Origin of the sequence: Mesorhizobium sp. M0909 (assembly GCF_040319515.1) — a bacterium.
Classification (GTDB): Bacteria; Pseudomonadota; Alphaproteobacteria; order Rhizobiales; family Rhizobiaceae; genus Mesorhizobium.
Genome location: NZ_JAMYOA010000004.1, coordinates 136,647 through 161,676 on the forward strand (window position 1 = coordinate 136,647; position 25,030 = coordinate 161,676).

The following is a 25,030-nucleotide window of genomic DNA, read 5'->3' on the forward strand; positions in this document are numbered from 1 at the left end:
GATGCTCGACATATCACCGTCGAAACAGGCGGCCACCTGGCTCGGTTCTTTTGCGCGAGCGCTCGAGGCGGGCGACGTCGCGGCCGCAATCAACCTGTTCGTCGAGGACTGTTACTGGCGCGATCTGCTGACCTTCACCTGGAACATCAAGACCATGGAAGGCCGCGCGGCGATCCGCGACATGCTGGAAGCCACGCTGGCAATGACAAGGCCTGCCCGGTGGCAGCTCAGCAGCGAAGCGACTTCGGACGAAGGCGTTATCGAAGCCTGGTTTTCTTTCGAGACGTCATCCGCGTGGGGCCAAGGCATCATGCGCCTCAGGGACGGCAAATGCCGGACACTGTTTACGGCGATGAGCGATCTCAAGGGGTTTGAGGAGCGCAAGGGCCCGGCGCGGCCTCTGGGCGTCCGCCACAAGGCCGATCCGGAGCGCGAGACCTGGCTGGAGGCGAGGGCGCGCGAGACGCGTGAACTCGGCGCCGGCCAGCAGCCTTATTGCCTGGTCATCGGCGGCGGCCAGGGCGGCGTCATGCTGGGCGCACGGCTCCGGCAACTCGGCGTGCCGGCCATCATCATCGAGAAGAATGCGCAGGCCGGCGATTCCTGGCGCAATCGCTATCGCTCGCTCGTGCTGCACGACCCGGTCTGGTACGACCATCTGCCCTACATCCCGTTTCCCGAGAACTGGCCGGTGTTCACGCCCAAGGACAAGATGGGCGACTGGCTGGAAATGTATACACGCGTCATGGAGCTCAACTACTGGACCTCCACAAGATGCATCAGCGCGTCCTACGACGACACCGAAAAGGTCTGGACGGTCGAGGTCGACCGCGCCGGCCAGCGCATCACGCTAAAGCCGAAGCACATCGTCTTTGCAACCGGTGCTTATGGCCCGCCCAGGCAGATCGACCTGCCGGGCGCCGAGGCCTTCCAGGGCGAGATCCTGCACTCCAGCCAATATTTCAGCGGCGAGAAATTCCGCGGCAAAAAGGTCGCCGTCATCGGCGCCGCAAGTTCTGGCCATGATGTCAGCGTCGATCTATGGGAGAGCGGCGCCGAGGTGACGATGGTCCAGCGCTCGCCGACGACGGTGGTCAAGTCGGACACGCTGATGGAGATCGGTTTCGAGATCTTTTCGGAAAAGGCGCTGGCCCGCGGCATCACCACTGAGAAGGCCGACATGATCGTCGCCTCGACGCCGTTCGCGCTGCTGCCACAGGGCCAGCGCGCGCTCTACGACATCATCAAGGCGCGCGACGCGGCCTTCTACGACCGCTTGCGCGGCGCCGGCTTCGCCATCGATTTCGGCGACGACGAGACCGGACTTTTGATGAAGGCCTACCGCACCGGCTCGGGCTTCTACATCGACGTCGGCGCCTGCGATCTGATCATCGACGGCGAGATCGGCATCCGCAGCGGCGTCGGGATCAAGTCGCTGACGCCGACAGGCATCCTCTTCGACGACGGCACCGAACTGGCGGCCGACGCAATCATCGCCTGCACCGGCTATCTCTCGATGAACGAAACGGTGGCGGCGATCATCTCCCGTGAAGTCGCCGACAAGGTCGGGCCGTGCTGGGGGATTGGCTCGGGCGTGAAAGGCGACCCGGGTCCATGGCAAGGCGAATTGCGCAACATGTGGAAGCCGACCGCGCAGGAAGCGCTGTGGTTCCACGGCGGCAATCTGGCGCTGTCGCGCTTTTATTCGAAGTTCGTGGCGCTGCAGATCAAGGCGAGGATGGAAGGCATTGCGACGCCGGTTTATGGGACGCCGCGGTGAAGCTGTGATCTCCCCCCTTGAGCGGGAGATATCGCCAAAGGCGACAGAGGGAGTCGCCGCGCGTCGAGCGCCAGCCTCCTCTACCGTAGCAGCAGGCCGAGCCCCGTCGGACCTACCCCCTCTGGCCTGCCGGCCATCTCCCCCTCAAGGGGGGAGATCACCCACGCCCGAAATGCCGGGCGGCAACCTCGACATGCGTGTCATGCGCATGCGCTTCGAAGCGCTCGGTTTCGCCGAAATCGTCCAGCGCCTCGTTCGGCCACCACGTGCCGCCGACCACAATGCCGTCAGAGACCAGCCTTTGCTCGGCGACCAACGAGGCGCCGACCGAGTCGACAAAGGTGAAGCGGCCCGGACGCAGCCGCAGCACCGCGATGTCGCCGACCGCACCAACCGCAAGCCTGCCCAAATCTGGCCTGGCGATCGCTTCGGCCGGCCGCTGTGTCGCGGCGCGCAGCACCTCGACCAGCGGCATGCCGAGAACCAGCAGCTTCGACATGCACACCAGAATGTCGAAGGCCGGCCCGTCGACGCAGTAGAGATGCACGTCGCTGCTGATCACGTCCGGCGCCAGCCCCTCGCTCAGCATCGCCTTGGCCACCTCGAAATCGAACGAGCCCATGCCGTGGCCGATATCGAAGATGACGCCGCGCTCGCGCGCCAGCCGCATGTCCGGCCGCACCGCGCCCGAAGCGAAGACCGGTGCGTTGGGAAACGGCCGGAAGCAGTGGGTGAGGATATCGCCTTTGCGCAGCCGCGGCAGCACTTCCGAGCGACCCGGCGGCGGCTCGTCTATATGCGCCATCAGCGGCAGGCCGGCCTTGTCGGCGGCTTCCAGCCCGAGATCGACCGGCGCGATGCCGCTGCTGCCGCCGGCATGGCGACCGGAGCGGACCTTGACGCCGACGATCACGTCTGCGTGCTCGCGCGCCGCGGCCACCGTCTCGCGCGGTTCGCAGAGCCTGAGGTCGCTGCATTCGCCGACCGCGACGGTCTGCGAGAAGCCGAAAATGCCGGCAAAGGAAATGTTGACGTATGCCAGGATACGGACCTTCGAGCGCTCGATGACGTGGCGGCGAAAGCCGAGGAAATTGCCGGCGCCGGCGCTTCCGGCATCGACGAAGGTGGTGGTGCCGCTCTTTGCGGCGAGCCGGTCGGCATCGACGCCGAGCGACGTGCCGCCCCAATAGACATGGCTGTGCAGGTCGATCAGGCCGGGCGCGACGATCGAGCCCGTGGCGTCGATGACGCGGGCTGCACGTTCGAAGGGGATTTCGGGGTCGATGGCGGCGATACGGCCGTCGGCAATCGCCAGATCGCGTCGTGCGTCGAGGCCGGACGCCGGATCGATGAGGCGGCCGCCCTTTATCAGGAGATCGAATTGCATTGCGCCTGTCTCCGCTTTTCCGTCAGGCCGGCCTGTAGGCGACGGCTTCGACCTCGATCTTGATGTCGATCATAAGCCGTGACTCCACCGTCGTGCGTGCCGGCGGATCTTTCGGGAAATGCCGGGCGTAGACGGTATTGAAGATGCCGAAATCGCGCGCGTCCTCGAGCCAGACCGTCGTCTTGACCACGTCGTCGAGCGTGCAGCCGGCCAGCGCCAGTGCCGCCTTGACGTTCGACAGCACCTGTTCGGTCTGCTCGGCTATGCCGCCCTTGACCACCAGCCCGTCGCTGCCGACCGGCACCTGGCCTGAGACATAGACGAAATCGCCGGCCCTGACCGCCGGCGACAACGGCACATGGGATTTTCCGAAACACTGCTTGGGCAAGGAGGCCTCCTGTCTAGGTTCTTTGGGTGAACGCGCGATGCTGCGAGAGATTGGGCGCGGCTGCACGCCATCGATCCACATTCTGAAAGCCTATATCGCTTTGCTGCGGTAACGCCAGAACGATCACCGCCCTTGGTGATCCTTCGCGCCAGCATCTGGACCCGCGACGCCAGCCGGCTCAGCGGTCGATCCGCGTCGACAGGATGATCGACGACGACGTCCGCTCGACCCCGTCCATGGCGCCGATCTGGTCGAGGAGCGTGTCGAGATCCCTGATCGACGGCGCTTCGACGACAACGATCATGTCGAAATTGCCGCTGACCGAGTGCAGGGTTCGAACCGGTGCCAGCGCCTGCAGGCTGCGCACCACCTTGTCGGCGAGCTTGGGGGTGACGGTAAGCAGGACATGCGCCCTGACCAGCCCCTGTTCGTAGTCGGGCGAAAGCCTGACACCGTAGCCGGTGATGATGCCGCGCTGTTCCAGCCGCTCGATCCGGCTCTGCACCGTGGTCCGCGACACGCCCAGCCGTCGCGCCAGTTCGGCGGTCGAGGCGCGTGCATTGATGCGCAGCAGGGAAAGCAGAGCCTGGTCGGCATCGCTGAGCATTTCGACGAACCTTGCCGGCACATTGCACAAAGAGAGACTGCGTTTCGTACAATCTCACGCTTCCTTTCGACAGGCAAGCTGCGATTCTAGCCATCAATCCAATGTTGGTGCGAGGACCGGTCATGAAGGAAATCATCGTCGTCGGCGCCGGCAAGATCGGCTCGACCATTGCCGAGATGCTGGCTTCCACGGGCAACTACCATGTCACGCTCGTCGACCGCTCGGCGACGCAGCTCGGCGCGGCCGAACTGCCTGAAACGGTCGAGACGCTGGAACTCGACATCGAAGCCGCCGGCACCCTCGAAGCGGCCTTGGCCGGCAAGTTCGCGGTGCTCAGCGCCGCGCCCTTCCATCTGACCACGCGTATCGCGGAGGCGGCGGCCAGTGCCGGCGTGCACTATCTCGATCTGACCGAGGACGTCGTCAGCACCAGGCGGGTCAAGGAACTGGCGCGCTCCGGCAACAGCGCCTTCATTCCGCAATGCGGCCTGGCGCCGGGCTTCATCTCGATCGTTGCCAACGACCTCGCCAGCCGCTTCGACACGCTGGAGAGCGTGCGCATGCGGGTTGGCGCGCTGCCGCAGTACCCGTCGAACGCGCTGAACTACAATCTGACCTGGAGCACCGACGGCGTCATCAACGAATATTGCGAGCCTTGCGAGGCGATCGTCGAAGGCGAGCTGATCGAGGTGCCGCCACTCGAGGAGCGCGAGGAGTTCTCGCTCGACGGCGTCACCTATGAGGCGTTCAACACCTCGGGCGGGCTGGGCACGCTGGCCGAAACGCTGAAAGGCAGGGTGCGCACGCTGAATTACCGCACCATCCGTTATCCCGGCCATGCCGCGATCATGAAGGCGCTGCTCAACGACCTCGGCCTGCGCCACCGCCGCGACGTGCTGAAGGACATTTTTGAAAGCGCCCTGCCGGCAACGCTACAGGACGTGGTTATCGTCTTCGTCACCGTCAGCGGCCGCAAGAACGGCCGTCTGCTGCAGGAGACCTATGCCAACAAGATCTACGCCAGGCGCGACGGCGAAAAGGTGCGCAGCGCCATCCAGATCACCACCGCATCGGCGATCTGCGCCGTGCTCGACATGCTCGCCGACGGCACCTTGCCGGCAAGAGGTTTCATCAAGCAGGAGGACATCGCGCTCGACGCTTTTCTGGCCAACCGCTTCGGCCGCGCCTATGCGCAGCACGAGATGGTTAGCCGGCTTGCGGGGTGAGCTGCGTAATCTCCCCCCTCGAGGGGGGAGACGTCGCCGAAGGCGACAGAGGGGGTCGCCTCGCGAAGAGCGCCAACCTCCATCTGTCGCAAGGGCGGTCGCATCCAGTCGAACCGACCCCCTCTGGCCTGCCGGCCATCTCCCCCTCAAGGGGGGAGAGCGCGAGCCCTCAAACATGCACCGCCCGCCCCAGCGCCTTCAGCGCCGCTTCCTGAAAACCCTCGCCCTGTGTTGGATGGGCATGGATCGTCCCGGCGATATCCTCCAGCGTCGCGCCCATCTCCAGCGCCAGCCCAAACGCAGTGGACAGCTCCGACACGCCCTGGCCGACCGCCTGGATGCCCAGCACCAGATGGTTGTCGGCGCGGGCAACGACCCGAACGAATCCGTCCTCGCCCAACCTCGTCATTGCCCGGCCATTGGCGGTGAAGGGAAACAGTCCGACCTTGATCTCGCCACGCGTCTTGGCCTCTTCCGGCGACAGGCCCGCGGTGACCAGCTCCGGGTCGGTGAAGCAGACAGCCGGTATCGCTCGTCTGTCCCAGCTGCGCCTGTGGCCGGCGACGATGTCGGCGACCATTTCGCCTTGCGCCATCGCCCGGTGCGCCAGCATCGGCTCGCCGGTGACGTCGCCAATGGCAAAGATACCGCGCATCGAGCTGCGGCACTGGTCGTCGATGCGGATGAAGGGTCCAGCCATGTCGAGGTCGATCTGCTCCAACCCCCAGCCTTCGGTCACCGGCTTGCGACCGACCGTGACCAGGACCTTGTCGGCAGCGATCTTGCCGTTCTTGCCGCCATTCGTCTCGACCAGCAGCGCGTCGCGCTTGGTGGACAGCCCCTTGGCCTTGGCGTTCACGAGCATCTCGATGCCGAGCTCGGCCAGCCGCTTCACCACCGGCCTGGTCAGTTCCGCATCATATTGCGCCAGCACGCGCGGCAACGCCTCGACCACGGTCACCTTGGCCCCCAGCTTGGCAAAGGCGATGCCGAGTTCCAGCCCGATATAGCCGCCGCCGACCACCGCCATTCTCTCCGGCACTTCGCTCAGCGCCAGCGCCTCGGTCGACGAAATGACCGGGCCGCCGAACGGCAGCGATAGCAACTCGACCGGCGCCGAGCCGGTCGCAATCACCACCGTTTCGGCGCGGATCACCTGCATGCCGATCTCGGTGTCGACGGCAACGGTCTTACCGTCGCGAAATGTCGCCCAGCCATGCACCGTCTTCACGCCAGCTTTCTTCAGCAGGCCGGCAACACCGTTGTTCAGCCGGCTAACGATGCCATCTTTCCAGGCCATAGTGCCGGCGAGATCAAGGGATGGTGCGGCGATTGCAATGCCGAGCGGGTTCTTGCCGCTGGCCATGTGCGAGAGCTTCTGGAACTCTTCGGCCGCATGAATCAGCGCCTTGGACGGGATGCAGCCGACATTGAGACAGGTGCCGCCCGGTCTGCCGAACTCGACGATAACCGTATCGATGCCGAGCTGCCCGGCACGGATAGCGCAGACATAGCCGCCCGGACCGGCGCCGATGACCAGCAGCTTGCAGGAGATTTCCTTCATGTCAGCTGCATCCTTTCTGGGATGGCCGCGGCACGGCTCCCCCTTCTCCCCTTGTGGGAGAAGGTGTCGCCGAAGGCGACGGATGAGGGGTGGTCCAGCGGAGCGAGACGTTGGCATTCCCTGGAACACCCCTCATCCGTCTCGGCGCTATCGCGCCGATCCACCTTCTCCCACAAGGGGAGAAGAGGGAGCCCGCATTCCAACGCCGGCACCTTCCGACGATTCTCCCCATACTTCGCGATCAATCGCATCCCCTAATCCACAAAAATCAACGCCGGCGTCTCGAGCAGCGTCTTGATGCGCTGGATGAACACCGCAGCGTCCCAGCCGTCGACGACGCGATGGTCGAAGCTGGAGGACAGGTTCATCATCTTGCGCGGGATGAACTGGCTGCCGTCCCATACCGGCCGCACCATCATCTTGTTGACGCCGATGATCGCCACTTCCGGGTGATTGATCACCGGCGTCGTCGCCACGCCACCCATGGCGCCGAGCGACGTGATGGTGATGGTCGAGCCCGAGAGCTCGTCGCGCGTCGCCGTGCCGGACTTTGCCGCCTCGGCCAGCCTGACAACCTCGGCTGCACAGTCCCAGATGTCGCGCGCCTCGGCGTGCTTGACCACCGGCACCATCAGCCCCGCAGGCGTCTGCGCCGCGATGCCGATATGGACGCCGCCATGCTGGTGGACGATGCCGGCTTGGTCGTCGAACAGCGCATTGAGGTTCGGCTGGTCGGCAATGGCCTTGACCATCGCCCGCATCAGGAACGGCAGCAGCGTCAGCTTCGGCCTGTCCGCGCCCGGCCGCTTCTCCTTGTTGAGCGCGGCGCGCAAATCCTCGAGCGCGGTGACGTCGATCTCCTCGACATAGGTGATGTGCGGGATGCGCGACTTGGCCAGCGTCATCTTCTCGGCGATCTTTCGCCTGAGCCCGACTATCTTGATGTCCTCGACCGCCTCGTTACGGGCGAGACCAGGGGCCTTCGCCAGCTGTGGTCCGCGTGCCAGGAACGCGTCGATGTCCTCATGCCGGATGCGACCGGCCGGGCCGGTTCCCGGGACCTGCCGAAGGTCGATGCCGGCCTCTTTCGCCCTGAGGCGGACGGCCGGCGAGGCCAGTGGCTTTTCTCCCTCGGGACGCGGCGCGCTGTTGACCTTGGACCTGGCGCCGTCATCCTCGGGCTTGTCCCGAGGATCTACCGACCTCTCGGAACTGATCGCGTCATATCCGTGTGGGACGGCAGATCCTCGGGACAAGCTCGAGGATGACGGCGCCAAATTGGGTAATGACGGCCCCAAGCCCGAGGACGGGCGAGCCCGCGCATCGTCAGGGGTACCCTCCGCCGTAACGTCTGCAAGCGTCGCGCCAACCCTGACGTTCCCCTCGCCCGCCACCCTCAGCCTGACAATCGGCGAGCCGATCGCCACAGTGTCGCCGATCTCGGCGCCAAGCCAGAGGATCTCGCCATCGACGGGCGAAGGAATTTCGACCGTCGCCTTGTCGGTCATGACCGCGGCAAGCACGGCGTCCTCGCGCACGAGATCGCCGACCTTGACCTGCCATTCGACCAGCTCGGCCTCGGCGACGCCTTCGCCGACATCGGGCAGCTTGATGACATATTCGCCCATCGTCTTCCCCCTCAGGCTTCCATCGTTTCGATGAGCGCGCGGCCTAGCCGGGCGGGACCGGGAAAATAGTCCCACTCCTGCGCATGCGGATAGGGCGTGTCCCAGCCGGTGACCCGCGCCACCGGCGCTTCCAGATGGTAGAAGCAGTTCTCCTGAACCAGCGCCGAAAGTTCGGCGCCGAACCCCGATGTCAGCGTCGCCTCATGCACCACCACGCAGCGCCCGGTCTTGTTGACCGAGGCGACGATCGTCTCGAGATCCAGCGGCAGCAGCGTCCTCAGATCGATGATCTCGGCATCGATGCCGGTCTCCTCGGCTGCCGCCTGGGCGACATACACCATCGTGCCGTAGGCAAGCACGGTAACTGCCGCACCAGGCCGCCGGATCACCGCCTTGCCGAGCGGCACCGTGTAGTGGCCATCGGCGACTTCGCCGAGCTGATGTTTCGACCATGGCGTCACCGGCCGCTCGTGATGGCCGTCGAAGGGGCCGTTATACAGCCGCTTCGGCTCTAGGAAGATCACCGGGTCGGGATCCTCGATCGCTGCGATCAGCAGGCCCTTGGCGTCGTGCGGATTGGACGGAACCACGACTTTCAGGCCGGAGACGTGGGTGAACAGCGCCTCCGGGCTCTGGCTGTGGGTCTGGCCGCCGAAAATGCCGCCACCGGTCGGCATCCTCACGACGATCGGGCAGGTGAAATCGCCGTTCGACCGGTAGCGCAGCCGCGCCGCTTCCGAGACGATCTGGTCATAGGCCGGATAAACATAGTCGGCAAACTGCACCTCGACGCAAGGCTTCAGCCCGTAGGCCGCCATGCCGATGGCCGCGCCGACAATCCCGGATTCGCTGATCGGCGCATCGAAGCAGCGGCTCTTGCCGTATTTCGCCTGCAGGCCTTGCGTGCAGCGGAAGACGCCGCCGAAGAAGCCGACATCCTCGCCGAACACGATGACGCGTTCGTCGCGCGCCATCGACACGTCCATGGCGTCGCGGATCGCCTCGATCATGGTCCGCCGCGGCATGGTCAGACCCCGGCCTGTTGGCGCTGGCGCCTGAGATGCGGCGGCATCTCGGCATAAACGCCCTCGAACATATCGCGCGCCGAAGGCTTGCCGCCGGCATGCAGCGTGCCGTGGCGCTCGGCCTCCCGCTGCGCTGAAATCACCGTGTCGAGAATTTCCGCCTCGGCCTGGGCGTGGCGTTCGTCAGACCAGACGCCGCGCTGGATGAGGTGGTTCTTCAGCCTGACGATCGGGTCGCCGAGCGGCCAGGCGTCGGACTCGGCCTTCGGCCTGTAGGCCGACGGGTCGTCGGAGCTCGAATGCGCGCCGACGCGGTAGGTGACGTATTCGACCAGCGTCGGCCCGAGATTGCTACGCGCCCGTTCCGCCGCCCATTTGGCCACCGCATGGACGGCGAGATAGTCGTTGCCGTCGACGCGCAGCGACGGGATGCCGAAGCCGAGGCCACGGGCGGCAAAAGTACCGGAGCCGCCGCGGGCGATGCCCTGGAAGGTCGAAATCGCCCACTGGTTATTGACGACGTTAAGCACGACCGGCGCCTTGTAGGTCGAGGCGAACACCAGCGCCGAATGGAAGTCGGACTCGGCGGTCGAGCCGTCGCCGATCCAGGCGGCGGCGATCTTTGAATCGTTGCTGATTGCCGAGGCCATCGCCCAGCCGACCGCCTGGATGTACTGCGTCGCCAGATTGCCGGAGATCGAGAAGAAGCCGTGCTCCTTCGACGAATACATGATCGGCAATTGCCGCCCTTTCAGCGGATCGGCCTCGTTCGAATAGATCTGGTTCATCATCGTGACCATCGGGTAGCCGTCGGCGATGAGCAGGCCGGCCTGCCGATAGGTCGGAAAATTCATGTCGCCCCGCGACAGCGCCTTGCGAAAGGCGCAGCTCACTGCCTCTTCGCCGAGATGCTGCATGTAGAAAGAGGTCTTGCCCTGGCGCTGCGCCATCTGCATGCGCGCATCGAAGCTGCGCAGCGTCATCATATGGCGCAGCCCCTCCAGCAACTCGTCGTCCGAAAGCAGCCCTGCCCACGGCCCGACCGCCTCGCCAGCGCGGTTGAGCACGCGGATGATCGAGAAGGCGAGATCGCGGATGTCGCGCGGGTCGACGTCGATCTTCGGGCGCGGCACCGAGCCAGCTTTTGGAATGCTCACATTGGAGAAATCCGGCGTCCCGCCCGGCCGCACTTCCGGTTCCGGAACATGGAAGCGCAACATTCCGGCATCGGCCATGATCTCGGTCCTCCACTGTTGCCCGGCCACGATATTTGCACACCGCCGGACCAGTGCCAATTCGTCGGGCGCGGCTTCGGGCCAACGACCGCGCCGGCCAGCACTCGTCAAGATGAAGATATGTCCGCGAAATTTCTTGTCGATCTTCCGCCGCCATGCGCAATTTGGCGAATGGTCCGGCCTGATCTGGCGCATGAGAAGGGATTCCTGCTAGCAAGATTCCTCTGTCGAGTTCCTTCGCGCCCCCCTCTGTCCGGCAGGACAGAGGGGGGCGCTGTCCCATAGGCGTCTCGATACAATCCCGCCAATCCCTCCGTTCACCCCGCGCCCGCCTCGTGCTAATCAGGGCCCATGGCACAGAAGAAAGCATACGAAGTCGATGCATGGCTCGCGAAGCCGGATCCGCGCATCTCGATCGTGCTGCTTTACGGTCCCGATCGCGGGCTGGTTGCCGAGCGGGCAAAGGCCTTTGCCGCCAAGACCGGCCTGCCGCTCGACGACCCGTTCTCGGTGGTCAGGCTGGACGGATCGGAAGTCGATCGCGACGAGGGCCGCCTGCTCGACGAGGCCCGCACCGTGCCGATGTTTTCGGAGCGGCGCCTTCTATGGGTGCGCAATGCCGGCGCCCAGAAGGCGCTTGCCGACGACGTCAAGGCGCTGACGTCGGAGCCTGCGCGGGACGCCATCATCGTTATCGAGGCCGGCGACCTGAAGAAGGGCGTCGGCCTGCGCGCCGTGGTGGAGGCGGCGGATAATGCCATGGCATTGCCTTGCTATGCCGATGAAGCCAGGGATATCGACACGGTCATCGACGACGAACTGCGCAAGGCCGGCATGTCGATGACGCTGGAGGCCCGGCAGGCGCTGCGCCGCAATCTCGGCGGCGACCGGCTGGCCTCGCGCGGCGAGATCGAAAAGCTTGTGCTTTATGCGCATGGCCAGGCCGAAATCGGCCTTGACGACGTCAAGGCGACGTCTGGCGACGTCTCAGGCCTCTCCTTCGATGCGGCGGTCGACGCCCTGCTCGAAGGCAGGATCGCCGACTTCGACACCGCCTTTACCCGCCATTGCCAGTCCGGCGGCCAGCCGTTCCTGGTGCTTTCATCGGCGATGCGGCAGCTGCAGACGATCCAGGCCATGCGCGGCCAGATGGACGCCGGCGGCCGCAATGCTGCTTCGGTCGTTGCCGCGGCGCGCCCGCCGGTTTTTTTCTCCCGGCGCAAGCTGGTGGAGAAAGCCCTCGAACGGTGGAGCAGCGAAGCGCTCGGCCGCGCACTCAACCGCCTGCAGACGGCGGTCCTGCAGACACGCCGGAGGCCGGATCTGTCGGTCGCGCTGGCGCGCCAGGCCCTGCTCGGCATTGCCGTGGAGAGCGCAAGGCTGGCGCAGCGAGCCTGATCTCCCTCCTCGAGGGGGAGATGTCGCCGAAGGCGACAGAGGGGGTCGGCGAGCGTAAAGCGCCAGCGCCTTCTGCGACGACAGACGACGTGGGCGCTTGATGTGAGACGACCCCGCTGGCCTGCCGGGCATTTCTCCCTCACGGGCAGGGCTATCGCATATGAGTGATGGCATTGATGAGATAGTCGTCGTTCCAGGCGCATTTCTTGATGCGATGGCTGATGGGGACTTTGGCAGCATCGGCGGCCTGAAGGATGTTTCTGGCGAGGCGATTGAGAAAGGGCTGTGTTGGCGGGAGCATTATCCTTGCGGGCACGGCTGAGATCCTCATCGAGATGGACATCAAGCATCCAATGCAGGCCGTTCTCGATCTGCCAATGAGCTCTGGTGAGGTCGAGCGCCCGTTGCGGCGACATGAGCGTGGAGGCCATGAACAGGCGCATCAACGGCCTGGCCTGATCGCGTCGGCTGGTGATGCGGATGAAGGCCAGGTGGCCGGGCATCAGCGGCTCGGCCGCCGCCACGATCTCGGCCTGCCGCCACTCGTTGCGGCCGTGGCTGGTCTCGGTCCGCTCGGCAATGGAAGGGGTGGCGTCGGCCAGTTGCAGGTTGGCACGGCGCAGCCAATGACGACGGTTGCCCTTCAGCGCAAGCAGGTAATCGCCACCTCTTTGGGTAATGGCCGCAGCCATGCGGGTGTGGCAGTGTCGGCGGTGACCAATCTGCCCGTAAGATCAATGAGTTCGACGACTTTGAGCGCGGCCTCGACTTCGTTCTCACCAGCGCTCGGCGAGACTGCCGCCAGGCACAGCCGGGTCTGGGCGGCGAAGGCCGACACCGTCAACGGCGGACTGGCTGCCAAGCCCTTCTCGTAGGCCCGCCGCAAAGCCTTGCCGTCAAGCGACACCACCTCGGGCGTCTCTCGGCTGGCTCGGGCGAAAGCTGCGGCAAAGGCAGCAAAGGCGCGACCAAAGGCCTCCGGGTCGAGCAGGCGCAGCAGCCGCGAGAAGGTGTCGTGGCTGGGAGCTGCGTCATAGTCGATCAGCCGCGACAGCGCCTGCTTGCGCTCCTGCGCAAACAGGGCGAACTCCGTCGCATTGCTGGCACCACACAGGCTTGCCGCGATCATCATCACGATCAGGTCGCCAAGCCGGTGCGTGGCGTTGGGCGCGCGTGGATCAGGCACCGCGCCAAAGTAGCTCTCAAGGCAGGAAATGGCAGTCGCTCCTTCGCTCAACTGCCTCTCCAAAGAATCCTTTCTCAGCCTAAACTCAACCCCAAAATCGCCATATGCGATTCCCCTGCCCTCACGGGGGGGGAGATTAACTACTTCGACGATTTAGCCAATCACCGGCGCGGCGGCAGCCACACTTTGTTTGCCGGCTAAAGGCCTCGATGTCTTAGCAACCCACTACTCCCGCTTCAGCCTTCGGCAAAGCTCGTCAAGCTGCTCCAGCGTCCGGTATGCGACGCTGATCACGCCGCCGCGCTGGTTGTGCTCGATCGTGACGATCATGCCGATCGTATTGGTCATCAATTTTTCCAGCGCCAGCGTGTCGGCATCCTTTTGCGGCGGCGCTGCGGGCTGGCGCTTTGCCGCCGGCGCGCCGACCGGCATTTGCGCCAGCGCCTCGGCCTGGCGCACCGAAAGCCCTTCGTCGATGATCCGCTTGGCAAGCCCGGCCGGGTCGTCGGCCGTCACCAGGGTACGGGCGTGGCCGGCCGAGAGCGCGCCGTCGACCAGCATGTCGCGGATCACGTCGGGCAGTTTGAGCAGTCTCAAGGTGTTGGCGACATGGCTGCGGCTCTTGCCGATCACCTGGCCGAGATCGGCTTGGGTATAGCCGTGGTCGTCGATCAACTGCTGGTACCCCAACGCTTCCTCGACCGGGTTGAGGTCGGTGCGCTGGACATTTTCGATGATCGCCAACTCGAGCGCCGTGCGGTCGTTGACGTCGCGTACGATGATCGGGATTTCGGTCAGCCCGGCGCGTTGCGCCGCGCGCCAACGACGCTCGCCGGCGATGATCTCGTAGCGGCCCGTTTGGGATTTCGACGGCCGCGCCACCACCGGCTGCACCACGCCATGTTCGCGGATCGACTGGGCGAGGTCGGTCAGGTCGGCGTCGCCAAAATGCCGGCGCGGGTTCTTCGGGTTGGGGCTGAGGAACTCGATCGGCACCTTGCCGTCGGCCGCCGGCCCGGGCTTTTCCGGAGCCGCCGGGCGATCGATTTCGCCGATCAGCGCCGCCAGTCCCCGTCCCAGTCTTTTTCTCGAAGGGTCTTCGTTCATCGTCCGTCCAGATCGTTTCGGTGTCGAATCGGCTTATCGTTCAGGCGGCCCGCAATTTGCGCTCGCGGCGGATCACTTCCGAGGCAAGCTGCAGATAGGCCTGGCTGCCCGAGCATTTGAGGTCGTAGAGAATCGCCGGCTTGCCATAGGACGGCGCCTCGGAAACGCGGACATTGCGCGGAATGACGGTCTCATAGACTTTGTCGCCCATATGTGCCCGGACATCCTGCACCACCTGGTTGGCGAGATTGTTGCGCCCGTCAAACATGGTTAGCACGATGCCCTGGATCGTCAGGTCGGGGTTGATCGAACGGCGCACCTGCTCGACCGTCTCCAAAAGCTGGCTCAGGCCCTCCAGCGCGAAAAACTCGCACTGCAGCGGCACCAGCACCGAATCTGCCGCAGCCATCGAATTCAGTGTCAGCAGGTTGAGCGAGGGCGGGCAATCGATCAGCACATAGCCGAAATTGGCCGAGCGCGCGGCCGAAGCCCGCAGCGCGTTGCGCAGCCGCAGCACCCGATCCGGCGCCGAGGCGATTTCCATCTCGATGCCGAGCAGGTCGAGCGTCGACGGCACGATCGACAGGCCGGGCACCGCCGTCGGGATTGCCGCCGCTTCGAGGTCCAGTTCGCCGGTCAGCACATCATAGGAGGAGACGGTGCGGTCGCGCCGGTCGATGCCAAGCCCGGTGCTGGCGTTGCCCTGCGGGTCGAGGTCGACGATCAGCACCTGTTCGCCTATGGCCGCCAATGCGGTGGCCAGGTTGATGGCCGTCGTCGTCTTGCCGACGCCGCCTTTCTGGTTGGCGACGGTGATGATTCGGGGGCCGTTCTTCATCATGGGTCTATGCCAGAAATTCATGCCAGAAATTCATTTGGGGTCGCCGGTCACAAGCCAGAGTGCGGTCGCAAGTTGGATACTTCGAGAATGACGCCCACCGCGTCGGTTGCACTGGCATGTTCTACCAGATCGAAAGACCATCGTTGAGCGCTTTCTGCCACTTCGGCGCGGTAATCCCGGCCTTTGTGAAACAGGCCATGCGACCCCTTGATCAGCCACGGCGCCGCCAGGTCGAGCAAGTCGGGCAGCGAGGCGAGTGCCCTGGCTGTGACGATTTGCGGCGCAGGAACAAGAGGATAGCTATCGTCGATGCGGCGGGCGATGACCTTGGCGGGCAGGCTGAACTGTCCGATAACCGTTTGCAGGAACGATGCCTTTTTCCGGTTGCTTTCGACAAGATCGATGCTGGCGCCGTCCCGCTCGGCAAGCAAAAAGGCCAGCACGAGGCCGGGAAACCCGCCGCCCGAGCCGAGATCGACCCAGCGCTTCGCCTCGGGTTTGATTCGCGCCAGCTGCGCGCTGTCGAGGATGTGGCGGCGCCAGACATCGTCCTGCGTCGACAGCGCGGCCAGATTGATCCGGCGGTTCCATTTCTGGAAGACGGCCTCGAACGCGACCAGGCGATCGAATGTTTCACGTGAAACCGGGCCTGCTGCCTCTTGCAGGTTTGCCCAGGACGCAGCGCTCACGCGACCTGCTTTCGCGCAGCCGCCTCGGCATTGCGTACATGGGCGACGATGATCGCCAGCGCCGCCGGCGTCATGCCCTCCATACGCTGCGCATCGGCAATGGAGCGCGGCTGGCGTGCCAGCATCTTCTGCCTCAATTCATTGGACAGGCCGGGAACAGAGGCAAAGTCGAGCGATTCGGGAATCAGCCTGCTCTCCTCATGCCTGATCTGCGAGACGTCAGCCCGCTGGCGGTCGAGATAGACAGAATATTTGGCTTCCGTTTCAAGACGTTCGGCCGTTTTGCTGTCGATCGCCGCGAAAGCCGGTTCGATCCGCGCCAGCCAGGCGATGTCGACGCCGGGATAGGCCAGCAACCCATAGGCCGAGCGACGGACGCCGTCCCGGTTGATTTCGAGCCCATGGCGCGCCGCCTCATTGGGAGTCATGGTGGTGCCGAGGGCGAGCTGTCGCGCCTTCTCAAGGTCTTGCACGACATTGTTGAACCGCTGCATCCGCTCGGGCGAGGCAATCCCCAGTCTCATCGCCAGCGGCGTCAACCGCTCATCGGCGTTGTCGGCTCGCAAAGACAGCCGGAACTCGGCGCGCGAGGTGAACATGCGGTAGGGTTCGGCGATGCCGCGGCTGGTCAAATCGTCGACCATCACCCCGATATAGGCTTCGGTGCGGCTGAGCACGATTTCATCGCTCGCCGAAGCCTTGCGCGCCGCGTTGAGGCCGGCGAGCAGCCCTTGCGCGCCGGCCTCCTCGTAGCCGGTGGTGCCGTTGATCTGCCCGGCGAGGAAAAGCCCGCCGATCCGCTTTGTCTCCAGCGTTGGCTTGAGCTCGCGCGGGTCGACATGGTCATATTCGATGGCATAGCCCGGCTGCAGCATGGTTGCCCGCTCCAGCCCTGGAATGGTCTTTAGAATATCCAGTTGCACATCTTCCGGCAGCGAAGTCGAGATGCCGTTCGGGTACACCGTGTCGTCGTCCAGCCCTTCCGGCTCCAGAAAGATCTGGTGGCCGTCGCGGTCGCCGAATTTGACGATCTTGTCTTCGATCGACGGGCAGTAGCGCGGCCCGACGCCTTCGATTGACCCCGAATACATCGCCGAGCGGCCGAGATTGGCGCGAATCAGCTCATGCGTGGCATTGGTCGTTCGGGTAATGCCGCAATGGATCTGCGGGTTTTCGATGCGCTCGGTGAGCAGCGAGAACGGTACGGGATCTTCGTCCGCCGCCTGGCTCTCCAGCGACGCCCAATCGATCGTCCTGCCGTCCAGCCGCGGCGGCGTGCCGGTCTTCAGCCGCCCGAGCTTGAAGCCGGCGCGGCTCATTGTCGCCGACAGGCCGGCGCTCGCCTGCTCGTTCATGCGGCCGGCGACGATCTTCTTCTCGCCGATATGGATCAGCCCGCGCAAGAAAGTGCCGGTCGTCAGCACCACGGCGCCGCAGGCGAGCCGGCGTCCATCCGCCAGCAGCACCGCCGCGATGCGTCTGTCGTCGATTTCCCCGTCGTTGATTTCCCTGCCGTTGATTTCGAAGTCCAGCACCTCGCCTTCGATGACCTCGAGCCGGGCCTGCTGGCGGATTGCCGCCTGCATGGCGAGACGATAGAGCTTTCTGTCGGCTTGCGTCCGCGGACCACGTACCGCCGGCCCTTTGCGGCGGTTGAGCAGCCGGAACTGGATGCCGGCCGCATCGGCAACGCGCCCCATCAGCCCGTCCATGGCATCGATCTCGCGAACCAGATGGCCCTTGCCGAGGCCGCCGATCGCCGGATTGCAGGACATCACGCCGATCGTATCGAAGCGCAGCGTCACCAGCGCCGTTCTGGCGCCAGCCCGCGCAGCGGCGCTTGCGGCCTCGCACCCAGCATGGCCGCCGCCCACCACAACCACATCGTAGCGATTGGTCATTTGTATATTCCGATTCAAATCTGCCGACACATGTGCCCACAGCCACATGCTGTCAAGAACACTGCTCGTTTCACGTGAAACAATGTAGCGTTATCGGCGCCTGGTGTTTCACGTGAGTCACGGCGTTGGTCCCTTCGGTGGCGCAGAACGTCGGCGGGACGGCGAAGGACCGCCGTCGCTCGCCTTCCGTCACCGTTGCTTGCAATGTTTCACGTGAGTCATTTGCCGATACAGAACTGCGAAAAGATAACGTCCAGCATATCCTCGACATCGACCGCCCCGACGATTCGTCCAAGCCGATCCGCTGCCAGGCGCAGTTCCTCGGCCCGTAGCTCCTGCCCGCGATGACCACTGACCACTGCTGCGACCAGGAAGCGTTTCGTCTCGTTGAGCAACTCGACATGCCGCAGCCGCGACGGCAGGATATCGCCGGCCTTGCCGATCTGCGCTGCGGCACGACGCCCGATCTCGTCCAGCAATTCGGCCAGACCCGTGCCGTCCCGCGTCGAGATGGCGAAATCATAGTGCGCCGTGGGCGAGGGTGACTTGTCCCCCAACAGGTCAATTTTTGTTCCGACCCTCAGCGCCGGCATGTTGCCCGGCAGCATACCGATCGCGACTGGCTCCGCCAGATCCTCCAGCAGCAACAACAGATCAGCGCTGTGCGCCTTGGTCCTGGCCTTCTCGATGCCGATCGCCTCGATCTTGCCGGGCGCCTCCCGCAGACCGGCGGTGTCGGTTACCCTGACCCGCACCCCTTCCAGGTCCAGCACCACTTCTAGCAGGTCGCGGGTCGTGCCGGGCTCGTCGGTGACGATGGCCGCTTCGCGCCGCGCCAAGGCGTTGAACAGGCTGGACTTGCCGGCATTCGGCGCGCCAAGGATGACGACTTCGAACCCGTCGCGGATAATTTCGGCGGCACGAAAGCCGGCGACATGGCGCTCGATTTCGTCGATCATGGTCTGAACATCGGACCAGACCGTATCGGCGACCGAACCCGGCACGTCGTCCTCGTCGGCAAAATCGATCTCGGCCTCGATCATCGCCCGGGCGTGGATCAGCCGTCGGCGCCAGCCCAGATAGAGTTCGCTCTGCACGCCCTGAGCGTTGCGAACGGCAAAGCGCCGCTGCGCTTCGGTCTCAGCGTTGATGAGATCGGCCAGCGCCTCGGTCTCGACCAGATCGAGCTTGCCGTTGAGAAAGGCGCGGCGGGTGAATTCGCCAGGCTCGGCATGCCTGACGCCATCGAAGCCGGCGATCGTTTCCAGCATCCTCGCCACGACGGCGCGTCCGCCATGCACGTGGAACTCGGCGACGTCCTCGCCGGTGAAACTGTCGGGCCCGGCAAAGAAGACGACCAGGCCGCTGTCCAGCACCGATCCGTCGCGCGCCCGCAGCTTGCGATAGCTGGCCACGCGGTTCGGCACGGTCGATCCGGAAATCGTTTCGACAACGAATCGACTCTGCGGCCCGGAAATCCGGATCACCGCAATGCCGGCCGGCAGGCGCCCGCTCGACAGCGCTACGATGGAGTCTTTCAAAATCATTTGCCCGCTCTGCCGAAGCGCCCTAGCTATGCCTGTTCAATCCGCCATCGAGTAGCGCCGTGACATTGCCTGCACAAAACCTGCTTGCCGAAGAGGCCAGCCCCTATCTGCAGCAGCACAGCGGCAATCCGGTGCACTGGCGGCCGTGGTCGCCCGCCGCTCTGGCCGAAGCAAAGGCGCTCGAGCGTCCGATCCTGCTCTCTGTCGGCTACGCCGCGTGCCATTGGTGCCACGTCATGGCGCATGAGAGCTTCGAGAACGACGACGTCGCCGCCGTCATGAACCGTCTCTTCGTCAATATCAAGGTCGACCGCGAGGAGCGCCCCGACATCGACCAGATCTATATGGCGGCGCTGTCCTCGATGGGCGAGCAAGGCGGCTGGCCGCTGACCATGTTCCTGACCCCGGACGGCAAGCCGTTCTGGGGCGGCACTTACTTTCCGCGCGAGGCCCGCTACGGCCGGCCGGGCTTCGTCCAGGTGCTGGAGGCGGTTGACAAGGCTTGGCGGGAGAAGAAAGAAAGCGTTAACCAAAGTGCCGACGGCCTAACCACGCATGTCGAGACGCGGCTGGCGGGCAGCCATGCCAAGGCCGTGCTCGACCGCGGCATGCTGGCAAAGTTCGCCACCGGCATTGACGGCATGATCGACCGCGAGCTGGGCGGCCTGCGCGGCGCGCCGAAATTCCCCAACGCGCCGTTCATGCAGAGCCTCTGGCTGTCCTGGCTGCGCGGCGGCACCGCATCCCACCGCGACGCCGTTCTCCTCAGCCTCGAAAAGATGCTGGCCGGCGGCATCTACGACCATATAGGCGGCGGTCTTAGCCGCTACTCGACCGACGCCGGATGGCTGGTGCCGCATTTCGAAAAAATGCTCTACGACAATGCCCAGCTCGTCAGGCTAAGCAACTGGGCCTATGCCGCGACCGGCAAGGAATTATTCCGGCTGCGAATCGAAGAGACGATTGCCTGGCTGTTGCGCGAAATGCGGGTCGAGAGCGGTGCCCTTGCCGCCAGCCTCGATGCCGATAGCGAGGGCGAGGAGGGGTTATTCTACACCTGGAGCAGGGATGAAATCGAGACCGCCCTTGGCTACGACTCAGCCTTGTTTTTCAAACACTTCACACTTGCCGATCCGCATGGCTGGGAAGGCAAGCCGATCATCCACCAAACCGAAGCCCAGCAAACACAAAGCGTCGTCGATCGTGACCTTCTGGTTCCGCTCAAGCAAAGGCTGCTGGCAGCGAGGGAACAGCGCGTTCGGCCGGGGCGTGACGGCAAGGCCCTGACCGACTGGAACGGCTTGATGATCGCAGCCCTTGCCGAGGCCGGACGATCGCTTGGCCGATCCGACTGGATCGAAGCGGCGGCAGCGGCCTTTGCCGCCATTGCGGGCGCCGCCCGCGACGCCCGCCTGCCGCATTCCATGCTCGGGGAGAAGAAATTGTTTCCCGCGCTGTCCAGCGACTATGCCGCCATGGCGAATGCCGCCATCTCGCTGTTCGAGGCGACCGGCAATCCCGACTATATCGATCGCGCCGGGAACTTCATTGAGCAACTCGATCTTTGGCACCGGGACAGCGACAAGACCGGCTACTATCTGACCGCGTCCGACAGCGCGGATGTGCCAATCCGCATCCGAGGCGATGTCGACGAAGCCATTCCTTCGGCTACCGGCCAGATCATCGAAGCCCTGGTCCGATTGTCGTCGCTGACCGGCGATCTCGATCTCTGGGAAAAAGCCTGGACAGTCGCCGAGCATGCGGCTGGGCGGGCCGAGCACCAGCCCTATGGCCAGGCGGGTATAGTCAATGCCTGTACCTTGGCGTTCGAGCCGTTGAAATTGGTGATCGTGGATAGATCTGAGAATCCAAGGCTTGTTCCGGTTGCGAATCGAAATCCGGACCCGCGCCGGGTGGACATCGTCGTGCCTGTCGGCTCGGCGACAAACCTGCCGACGCTGCCAGGCGGCGTCCTGCCACCAACCGAAAAGCCCGGCGCCTGGCTGTGCACCGGGCAGGTCTGCCTGCCGGTGATAACGGAAGCTGAGGAGCTGGAACGGATGCTGCGGCGGTGATGGACCTGGCGCTCCGTCCCTTCTCCCTTGTGGGAGAAGGTGGATTGGCGCGCAGCGCCGAGACGGATGAGGGGTGTTGGACGGAGTGCCGTCGTTGCCAAGCTGGAGCACCCGTCATCCGACCGAGCTTCGCTCGCCACCTGCTGCTCCCACACGGGAGAAGGGAAGGCCCGCAACCCTACGTATTCATCGAATCGAAGAAATCCGCATTGGTCTTGGTCTGCTTGAGCTTGTCGATCAGGAACTCGATAGCGTCGGTTGTTCCCATCGGCGCCAGGATGCGGCGCAGCACGAAGATCTTCTGCAGGTCCTGGCGCGGAACCAGAAGGTCCTCCTTGCGGGTGCCGGACTTGAGGATGTCCATGGCCGGGTAGATGCGCTTGTCCGCCACCTTGCGGTCGAGCACGATTTCCGAATTGCCGGTGCCCTTGAACTCTTCGAAGATGACTTCGTCCATGCGGCTGCCGGTGTCGATCAGCGCGGTGGCGATGATGGTCAGCGAACCGCCTTCCTCGATATTGCGGGCAGCACCGAAGAAGCGCTTCGGGCGCTGCAGCGCGTTGGCGTCGACACCGCCGGTCAGCACCTTGCCGGATGACGGCACGACGGTGTTGTAGGCGCGGCCGAGGCGGGTGATCGAATCCAGCAGGATGACGACGTCGCGGCCGTGCTCGACGAGGCGCTTGGCCTTCTCGATGACCATTTCGGCAACCTGGACGTGGCGAACCGCCGGCTCGTCGAAGGTCGAGGAGACGACCTCGCCCTTCACCGAGCGCTGCATGTCGGTGACTTCCTCCGGCCGCTCGTCGATCAGAAGCACGATCAGGTAGCATTCCGGGTGGTTGGTAGTGATCGAATGGGCGATGTTCTGCAACAGTACCGTCTTGCCGGTGCGCGGCTGCGCCACGATCAGGGCGCGCTGGCCCTTGCCCAGCGGCGCCACCAGGTCGATGACGCGCGCCGAAATATCCTTGGAGGTCGGAACCTCCATCTCCATCTTCAGCCGCGAGGTCGGATAAAGCGGCGTCAGATTGTCGAAATGGATCTTGTGGCGGATTTTTTCAGGGTCGTCGAAATTGATCGTGTTGACCTTGAGCAGCGCAAAATAGCGCTCGCCCTCTTTCGGGCTGCGGATCGGCCCTTCGACCGTATCGCCGGTCTTCAGTGAGAATCGCCGGATCTGCGAGGGTGAAATATAGATGTCGTCGGGACCCGGCAAATAGTTGGCGTTGGCGGAGCGCAGGAAGCCAAAACCGTCCTGCAGCACTTCGACGACGCCGTCGCCGATGATCTCGATATCCTGGGTCGCCAGTCTCTTCAGGATCGCGAACATCAGCTCCTGCTTGCGCATGACGCTGGCGTTCTCGACCTCGAGCGATTCCGCATAAGCGATCAGCTCTGGTGGTTTCTTGTTCTTGAACTCTGTGAGCTTCATTTCTTGCATCATTAGACGGACTCTGAGTAAGCTTTGGGAAAAATATCGGCGGGATGCGACAAATGCCGGGCGCGGCCGAAGCGATAAATGGGCGGCGCATGACGGGAAGGAAGACCCGTCTTTTATCGTCGGTCGGTTGAAAGAGCAAGCCGCCTTTTGCGGGCAACCGAGGACGTCAGAACGGTTTTACGATAACCAGGACGACGATGACGATCATCAGCAATGTAGGGATCTCATTGACGATCCGCCAGTGCCTTGCCGATTTTTCATTGCGGTCTTCGGCAAATTTGCGGACGGCGCCGGCGAGATAGCCATGCACGGCCGACAAACCAACCACCGCAGCGATCTTGGCATGTAGCCAGCCGCCCTGAAAACCAAAGCCTTTCCAGGCGAGCCACAGGCCGAATGCCCAGGTAATCACCATTGCCGGATTGATGATGCCGCGCAGCAGGCGGCGCTCCATCACCTTGAAGGTCTCCGACGGGTCGGAGCCTTTTTCGGCATCGGCATGATAGACCAGCAAGCGCGGCAGATAGAGCATGCCCGCCATCCAGGAGATGACGGCAATCACATGGATCGCCTTCGCCCACGGATAGAAATCATCAGGCCCGAAGAAAAACAGCAGCCCGGCCAGCACCAGGAAGATGGCGATCGCGATTGCCGCGCGGCGCATCGCCCCTCGACCGCTGTTGGTGCTGTTCGCATTGTCAGCGCCCATCATCGTCACGATGCGCTCCGCACCAGTTTCACCATCTGCTCGACATGCGCCAGCGGCGTCTCCGGCGTGATGCCGTGGCCGAGGTTGAAGATCAGTGGTCCGTCGCCCAGCGCCTTCAGGATCGCCGCTACGCCGTCGGCAAGCGCCTTGCCGCCGGCTACGAGCCTCAGCGGATCGAGATTGCCCTGCACGGCGCCGTCGCGCTGCAATTCCTTCGCCGTCGACAAGGGCACGGTCCAGTCGAGGCCCAGCCCGGTCACGCCGGTCTGCTGGCGATAGCTTCGATAGTGATCTCCCGCGCCCTTGGGAAAGCCGATGATCGGAACATTGGGATGGACGGCCTTCACTTGCCGGACGATCTCGGCCACCGGCTCGACGCAGAACAATTCGAAAGACGCTTCGTCGAGCACGCCTGACCACGAATCGAAGATCTGCACGACATCGGCGCCGGCTTCGATCTGGCGGATCAGATAGGCAGCCGAATGATCGGCGAGCACCTTCAGCAGCCGAAGAAAGGCCGCCGGCTCGCGATAGGCGAACAGCCTGGCCGGCGCCTGGTCGGGCGTACCGTGGCCGGCAATCATGTAGGTCGCCACTGTCCAGGGCGCACCGCAGAAGCCGATCAGCGTCGTTTCATCGGGGAGTCTGGCGCGCAATCGCCGCACCGTCTCGTAGACCGGCTCGAGATTCACGTGAAACGTTTCGCCGTCGAGAGCCTTGATCTCCACAGCCGTGATCGGCGTCAGCAGCGGGCCGCGTCCTTCCTCGAAGCGCACGTCGCGGCCGAGCGCATGCGGCACGACAAGGATGTCGGAAAACAGGATCGATGCATCGAAGCCGAAGCGTTCGATCGGCTGCAGCGTCACTTCGACGGCGAGATCCGGGTCGTAACAAAGATCGAGGAAGGATCCGGCCCGCCTCCTCGTCTCCCGGTATTCCGGCAGATAGCGGCCGGCCTGGCGCATCATCCAGACCGGTGGCGGAAACACCGTCTTGCCTCTCAACACGTCCAGCACGATCCGGTCTTGAGGCATTGAGCGCTAGCCTTTCCAGGCTTCCCTATAATTAAATATTCTATGTTTAGGAATCTTATGATTCTAAGAGTCTGTTGGTTGTGGTGGTTGTCTCCTGTCCCGCTTTGCTCTGGAAAAGACCAGCCAGCATATTGTCGCGCGCTTCTCCAGCGGGATTGCAGGACTTTGTGGAAAACCGCGAATTTACGACTGGAGTCAATGCGTTGCCGCCACGCCAGGGAAATTGCCCCTGTGGATGAAGCGAAGGCAAAAAGCTCCG

20 protein-coding genes and 1 pseudogene are annotated in these 25,030 nt (G+C 64.1%); 5 read left to right on the forward strand and 16 right to left on the reverse strand.

All coding sequences use genetic code 11. From position 1 onward, the window contains the following. Position 1: 1 nt before the first annotated feature. Complete coding sequence (locus tag NKH83_RS07380; protein WP_352802936.1) at positions 2 to 1,780, forward strand: NAD(P)-binding domain-containing protein; 1,779 nt, start codon at positions 2 to 4, stop codon at positions 1,778 to 1,780. Positions 1,781 to 1,937: 157 nt separating this feature from the next. Here NKH83_RS07380 and NKH83_RS07385 read toward each other — a convergent pair whose 3' ends face one another. The 3 genes from NKH83_RS07385 to NKH83_RS07395 form a co-directional block, all read right to left on the reverse strand. Next, entirely contained in the window at positions 1,938 to 3,167 is a 1,230-nt protein-coding gene (locus NKH83_RS07385; RefSeq protein WP_352802939.1) for an amidohydrolase/deacetylase family metallohydrolase, read from the reverse strand. A 22-nt stretch (positions 3,168 to 3,189) separates the two neighbouring features. Next, complete coding sequence (locus NKH83_RS07390; RefSeq protein ID WP_254817935.1) at positions 3,190 to 3,555, reverse strand: RidA family protein; 366 nt, start codon at positions 3,553 to 3,555, stop codon at positions 3,190 to 3,192. Positions 3,556 to 3,733: 178 nt separating this feature from the next. Further along, a complete protein-coding gene (locus NKH83_RS07395) occupies positions 3,734 to 4,162 on the reverse strand; it encodes an Lrp/AsnC family transcriptional regulator (protein ID WP_254817936.1) in 429 nt (142 codons plus the stop codon). Positions 4,163 to 4,284: 122 nt separating this feature from the next. Between NKH83_RS07395 and NKH83_RS07400 the strand changes: the two genes are divergently transcribed. Next, positions 4,285 to 5,388, forward strand: a complete 1,104-nt coding sequence (locus NKH83_RS07400) for a saccharopine dehydrogenase family protein (RefSeq protein ID WP_352479729.1) — start codon at positions 4,285 to 4,287, stop codon at positions 5,386 to 5,388. Between the two features lie 169 nt (positions 5,389 to 5,557). Here the strand turns inward: NKH83_RS07400 and lpdA are convergent, their stop codons facing one another. From lpdA to NKH83_RS07420, 4 genes are all read right to left on the reverse strand, one after another. Further along, positions 5,558 to 6,952: a dihydrolipoyl dehydrogenase gene (gene lpdA / locus NKH83_RS07405; protein ID WP_352802942.1), complete on the reverse strand. Its 1,395-nt coding sequence runs from the start codon at positions 6,950 to 6,952 to the stop codon at positions 5,558 to 5,560. Positions 6,953 to 7,206: 254 nt separating this feature from the next. After that, positions 7,207 to 8,580, reverse strand: coding sequence for a dihydrolipoamide acetyltransferase family protein (locus NKH83_RS07410; RefSeq protein ID WP_352479731.1), 1,374 nt, complete (start codon positions 8,578 to 8,580; stop codon positions 7,207 to 7,209). A gap of 11 nt (positions 8,581 to 8,591) precedes the next feature. Further along, positions 8,592 to 9,605 (reverse strand): alpha-ketoacid dehydrogenase subunit beta, encoded by a 1,014-nt coding sequence (locus NKH83_RS07415; RefSeq protein ID WP_352479732.1) that lies wholly within the window; start codon positions 9,603 to 9,605, stop codon positions 8,592 to 8,594. Between the two features lie 2 nt (positions 9,606 to 9,607). Beyond that, on the reverse strand, positions 9,608 to 10,840 hold the full coding sequence (locus NKH83_RS07420) for a 3-methyl-2-oxobutanoate dehydrogenase (2-methylpropanoyl-transferring) subunit alpha (RefSeq protein WP_254817940.1): 1,233 nt from the start codon (positions 10,838 to 10,840) through the stop codon (positions 9,608 to 9,610). A 351-nt stretch (positions 10,841 to 11,191) separates the two neighbouring features. Here NKH83_RS07420 and holA point away from each other — a divergent pair, with 351 nt between their 5' ends. After that, positions 11,192 to 12,238 (forward strand): DNA polymerase III subunit delta, encoded by a 1,047-nt coding sequence (gene holA, locus NKH83_RS07425; protein WP_352479733.1) that lies wholly within the window; start codon positions 11,192 to 11,194, stop codon positions 12,236 to 12,238. Positions 12,239 to 12,398: 160 nt separating this feature from the next. Continuing rightward, on the forward strand, positions 12,399 to 12,560 hold the full coding sequence (locus tag NKH83_RS07430; protein WP_352802948.1) for a hypothetical protein: 162 nt from the start codon (positions 12,399 to 12,401) through the stop codon (positions 12,558 to 12,560). Positions 12,561 to 12,576: 16 nt separating this feature from the next. Here the strand turns inward: NKH83_RS07430 and NKH83_RS07435 are convergent. The 6 genes and pseudogenes from NKH83_RS07435 to mnmE form a co-directional block, all read right to left on the reverse strand. After that, positions 12,577 to 13,424, reverse strand: a pseudogene (locus NKH83_RS07435) (ISAs1 family transposase); the annotation flags it as partial. A gap of 225 nt (positions 13,425 to 13,649) precedes the next feature. Beyond that, positions 13,650 to 14,531, reverse strand: a complete 882-nt coding sequence (locus NKH83_RS07440; protein WP_352476790.1) for a ParB/RepB/Spo0J family partition protein — start codon at positions 14,529 to 14,531, stop codon at positions 13,650 to 13,652. Between the two features lie 40 nt (positions 14,532 to 14,571). Then, positions 14,572 to 15,372: a ParA family protein gene (locus tag NKH83_RS07445; protein WP_254817943.1), complete on the reverse strand. Its 801-nt coding sequence runs from the start codon at positions 15,370 to 15,372 to the stop codon at positions 14,572 to 14,574. A gap of 47 nt (positions 15,373 to 15,419) precedes the next feature. Further along, positions 15,420 to 16,061: a 16S rRNA (guanine(527)-N(7))-methyltransferase RsmG gene (gene rsmG, locus NKH83_RS07450; protein WP_352802951.1), complete on the reverse strand. Its 642-nt coding sequence runs from the start codon at positions 16,059 to 16,061 to the stop codon at positions 15,420 to 15,422. Beyond that, positions 16,058 to 17,962, reverse strand: coding sequence for a tRNA uridine-5-carboxymethylaminomethyl(34) synthesis enzyme MnmG (gene mnmG / locus NKH83_RS07455; RefSeq protein WP_352476792.1), 1,905 nt, complete (start codon positions 17,960 to 17,962; stop codon positions 16,058 to 16,060). Before mnmG ends, rsmG begins: the two co-directional genes overlap by 4 nt. Positions 17,963 to 18,180: 218 nt before the next feature. After that, positions 18,181 to 19,509, reverse strand: coding sequence for a tRNA uridine-5-carboxymethylaminomethyl(34) synthesis GTPase MnmE (gene mnmE, locus NKH83_RS07460; RefSeq protein WP_352476793.1), 1,329 nt, complete (start codon positions 19,507 to 19,509; stop codon positions 18,181 to 18,183). A gap of 59 nt (positions 19,510 to 19,568) precedes the next feature. Here mnmE and NKH83_RS07465 point away from each other — a divergent pair, with 59 nt between their 5' ends. Beyond that, positions 19,569 to 21,584 carry a thioredoxin domain-containing protein gene (locus tag NKH83_RS07465; protein ID WP_352802955.1) on the forward strand — a complete coding sequence of 672 codons (2,016 nt, stop codon included), beginning with the start codon at positions 19,569 to 19,571 and terminating at the stop codon, positions 21,582 to 21,584. Positions 21,585 to 21,762: 178 nt separating this feature from the next. On the opposite strand, the gene rho is transcribed toward NKH83_RS07465, so the two are convergent. The 3 genes from rho to hemE form a co-directional block, all read right to left on the reverse strand. After that, entirely contained in the window at positions 21,763 to 23,028 is a 1,266-nt protein-coding gene (rho, locus tag NKH83_RS07470; protein ID WP_023675925.1) for a transcription termination factor Rho, read from the reverse strand. Between the two features lie 166 nt (positions 23,029 to 23,194). After that, complete coding sequence (hemJ, locus tag NKH83_RS07475) at positions 23,195 to 23,740, reverse strand: protoporphyrinogen oxidase HemJ (protein ID WP_502895555.1); 546 nt, start codon at positions 23,738 to 23,740, stop codon at positions 23,195 to 23,197. 2 nt (positions 23,741 to 23,742) lie between these two features. Next, positions 23,743 to 24,771: a uroporphyrinogen decarboxylase gene (hemE, locus tag NKH83_RS07480; protein ID WP_352802958.1), complete on the reverse strand. Its 1,029-nt coding sequence runs from the start codon at positions 24,769 to 24,771 to the stop codon at positions 23,743 to 23,745. Positions 24,772 to 25,030 lie beyond the last annotated feature (259 nt).

What these genes read in the sequence shown, in the direction of transcription:
- NKH83_RS07380 (WP_352802936.1), top strand. Translation starts at nt 2, where the DNA reads ATGCTCGACATATCACCGTCGAAACAGGCGGCCACCTGGCTCGGTTCT.
- NKH83_RS07385 (WP_352802939.1), bottom strand. Translation starts at nt 3,167, where the DNA reads ATGCAATTCGATCTCCTGATAAAGGGCGGCCGCCTCATCGATCCGGCG.
- NKH83_RS07395 (WP_254817936.1), bottom strand. Translation starts at nt 4,162, where the DNA reads ATGCTCAGCGATGCCGACCAGGCTCTGCTTTCCCTGCTGCGCATCAAT.
- NKH83_RS07400 (WP_352479729.1), top strand. Translation starts at nt 4,285, where the DNA reads ATGAAGGAAATCATCGTCGTCGGCGCCGGCAAGATCGGCTCGACCATT.
- lpdA (WP_352802942.1), bottom strand. Translation starts at nt 6,952, where the DNA reads ATGAAGGAAATCTCCTGCAAGCTGCTGGTCATCGGCGCCGGTCCGGGC.
- NKH83_RS07410 (WP_352479731.1), bottom strand. Translation starts at nt 8,580, where the DNA reads ATGGGCGAATATGTCATCAAGCTGCCCGATGTCGGCGAAGGCGTCGCC.
- NKH83_RS07415 (WP_352479732.1), bottom strand. Translation starts at nt 9,605, where the DNA reads ATGCCGCGGCGGACCATGATCGAGGCGATCCGCGACGCCATGGACGTG.
- NKH83_RS07420 (WP_254817940.1), bottom strand. Translation starts at nt 10,840, where the DNA reads ATGGCCGATGCCGGAATGTTGCGCTTCCATGTTCCGGAACCGGAAGTG.
- holA (WP_352479733.1), top strand. Translation starts at nt 11,192, where the DNA reads ATGGCACAGAAGAAAGCATACGAAGTCGATGCATGGCTCGCGAAGCCG.
- NKH83_RS07430 (WP_352802948.1), top strand. Translation starts at nt 12,399, where the DNA reads ATGAGTGATGGCATTGATGAGATAGTCGTCGTTCCAGGCGCATTTCTT.
- NKH83_RS07440 (WP_352476790.1), bottom strand. Translation starts at nt 14,531, where the DNA reads ATGAACGAAGACCCTTCGAGAAAAAGACTGGGACGGGGACTGGCGGCG.
- NKH83_RS07445 (WP_254817943.1), bottom strand. Translation starts at nt 15,372, where the DNA reads ATGATGAAGAACGGCCCCCGAATCATCACCGTCGCCAACCAGAAAGGC.
- mnmG (WP_352476792.1), bottom strand. Translation starts at nt 17,962, where the DNA reads ATGACCAATCGCTACGATGTGGTTGTGGTGGGCGGCGGCCATGCTGGG.
- mnmE (WP_352476793.1), bottom strand. Translation starts at nt 19,509, where the DNA reads ATGATTTTGAAAGACTCCATCGTAGCGCTGTCGAGCGGGCGCCTGCCG.
- rho (WP_023675925.1), bottom strand. Translation starts at nt 23,028, where the DNA reads ATGCAAGAAATGAAGCTCACAGAGTTCAAGAACAAGAAACCACCAGAG.
- hemJ (WP_502895555.1), bottom strand. Translation starts at nt 23,740, where the DNA reads ATGATGGGCGCTGACAATGCGAACAGCACCAACAGCGGTCGAGGGGCG.
- hemE (WP_352802958.1), bottom strand. Translation starts at nt 24,771, where the DNA reads ATGCCTCAAGACCGGATCGTGCTGGACGTGTTGAGAGGCAAGACGGTG.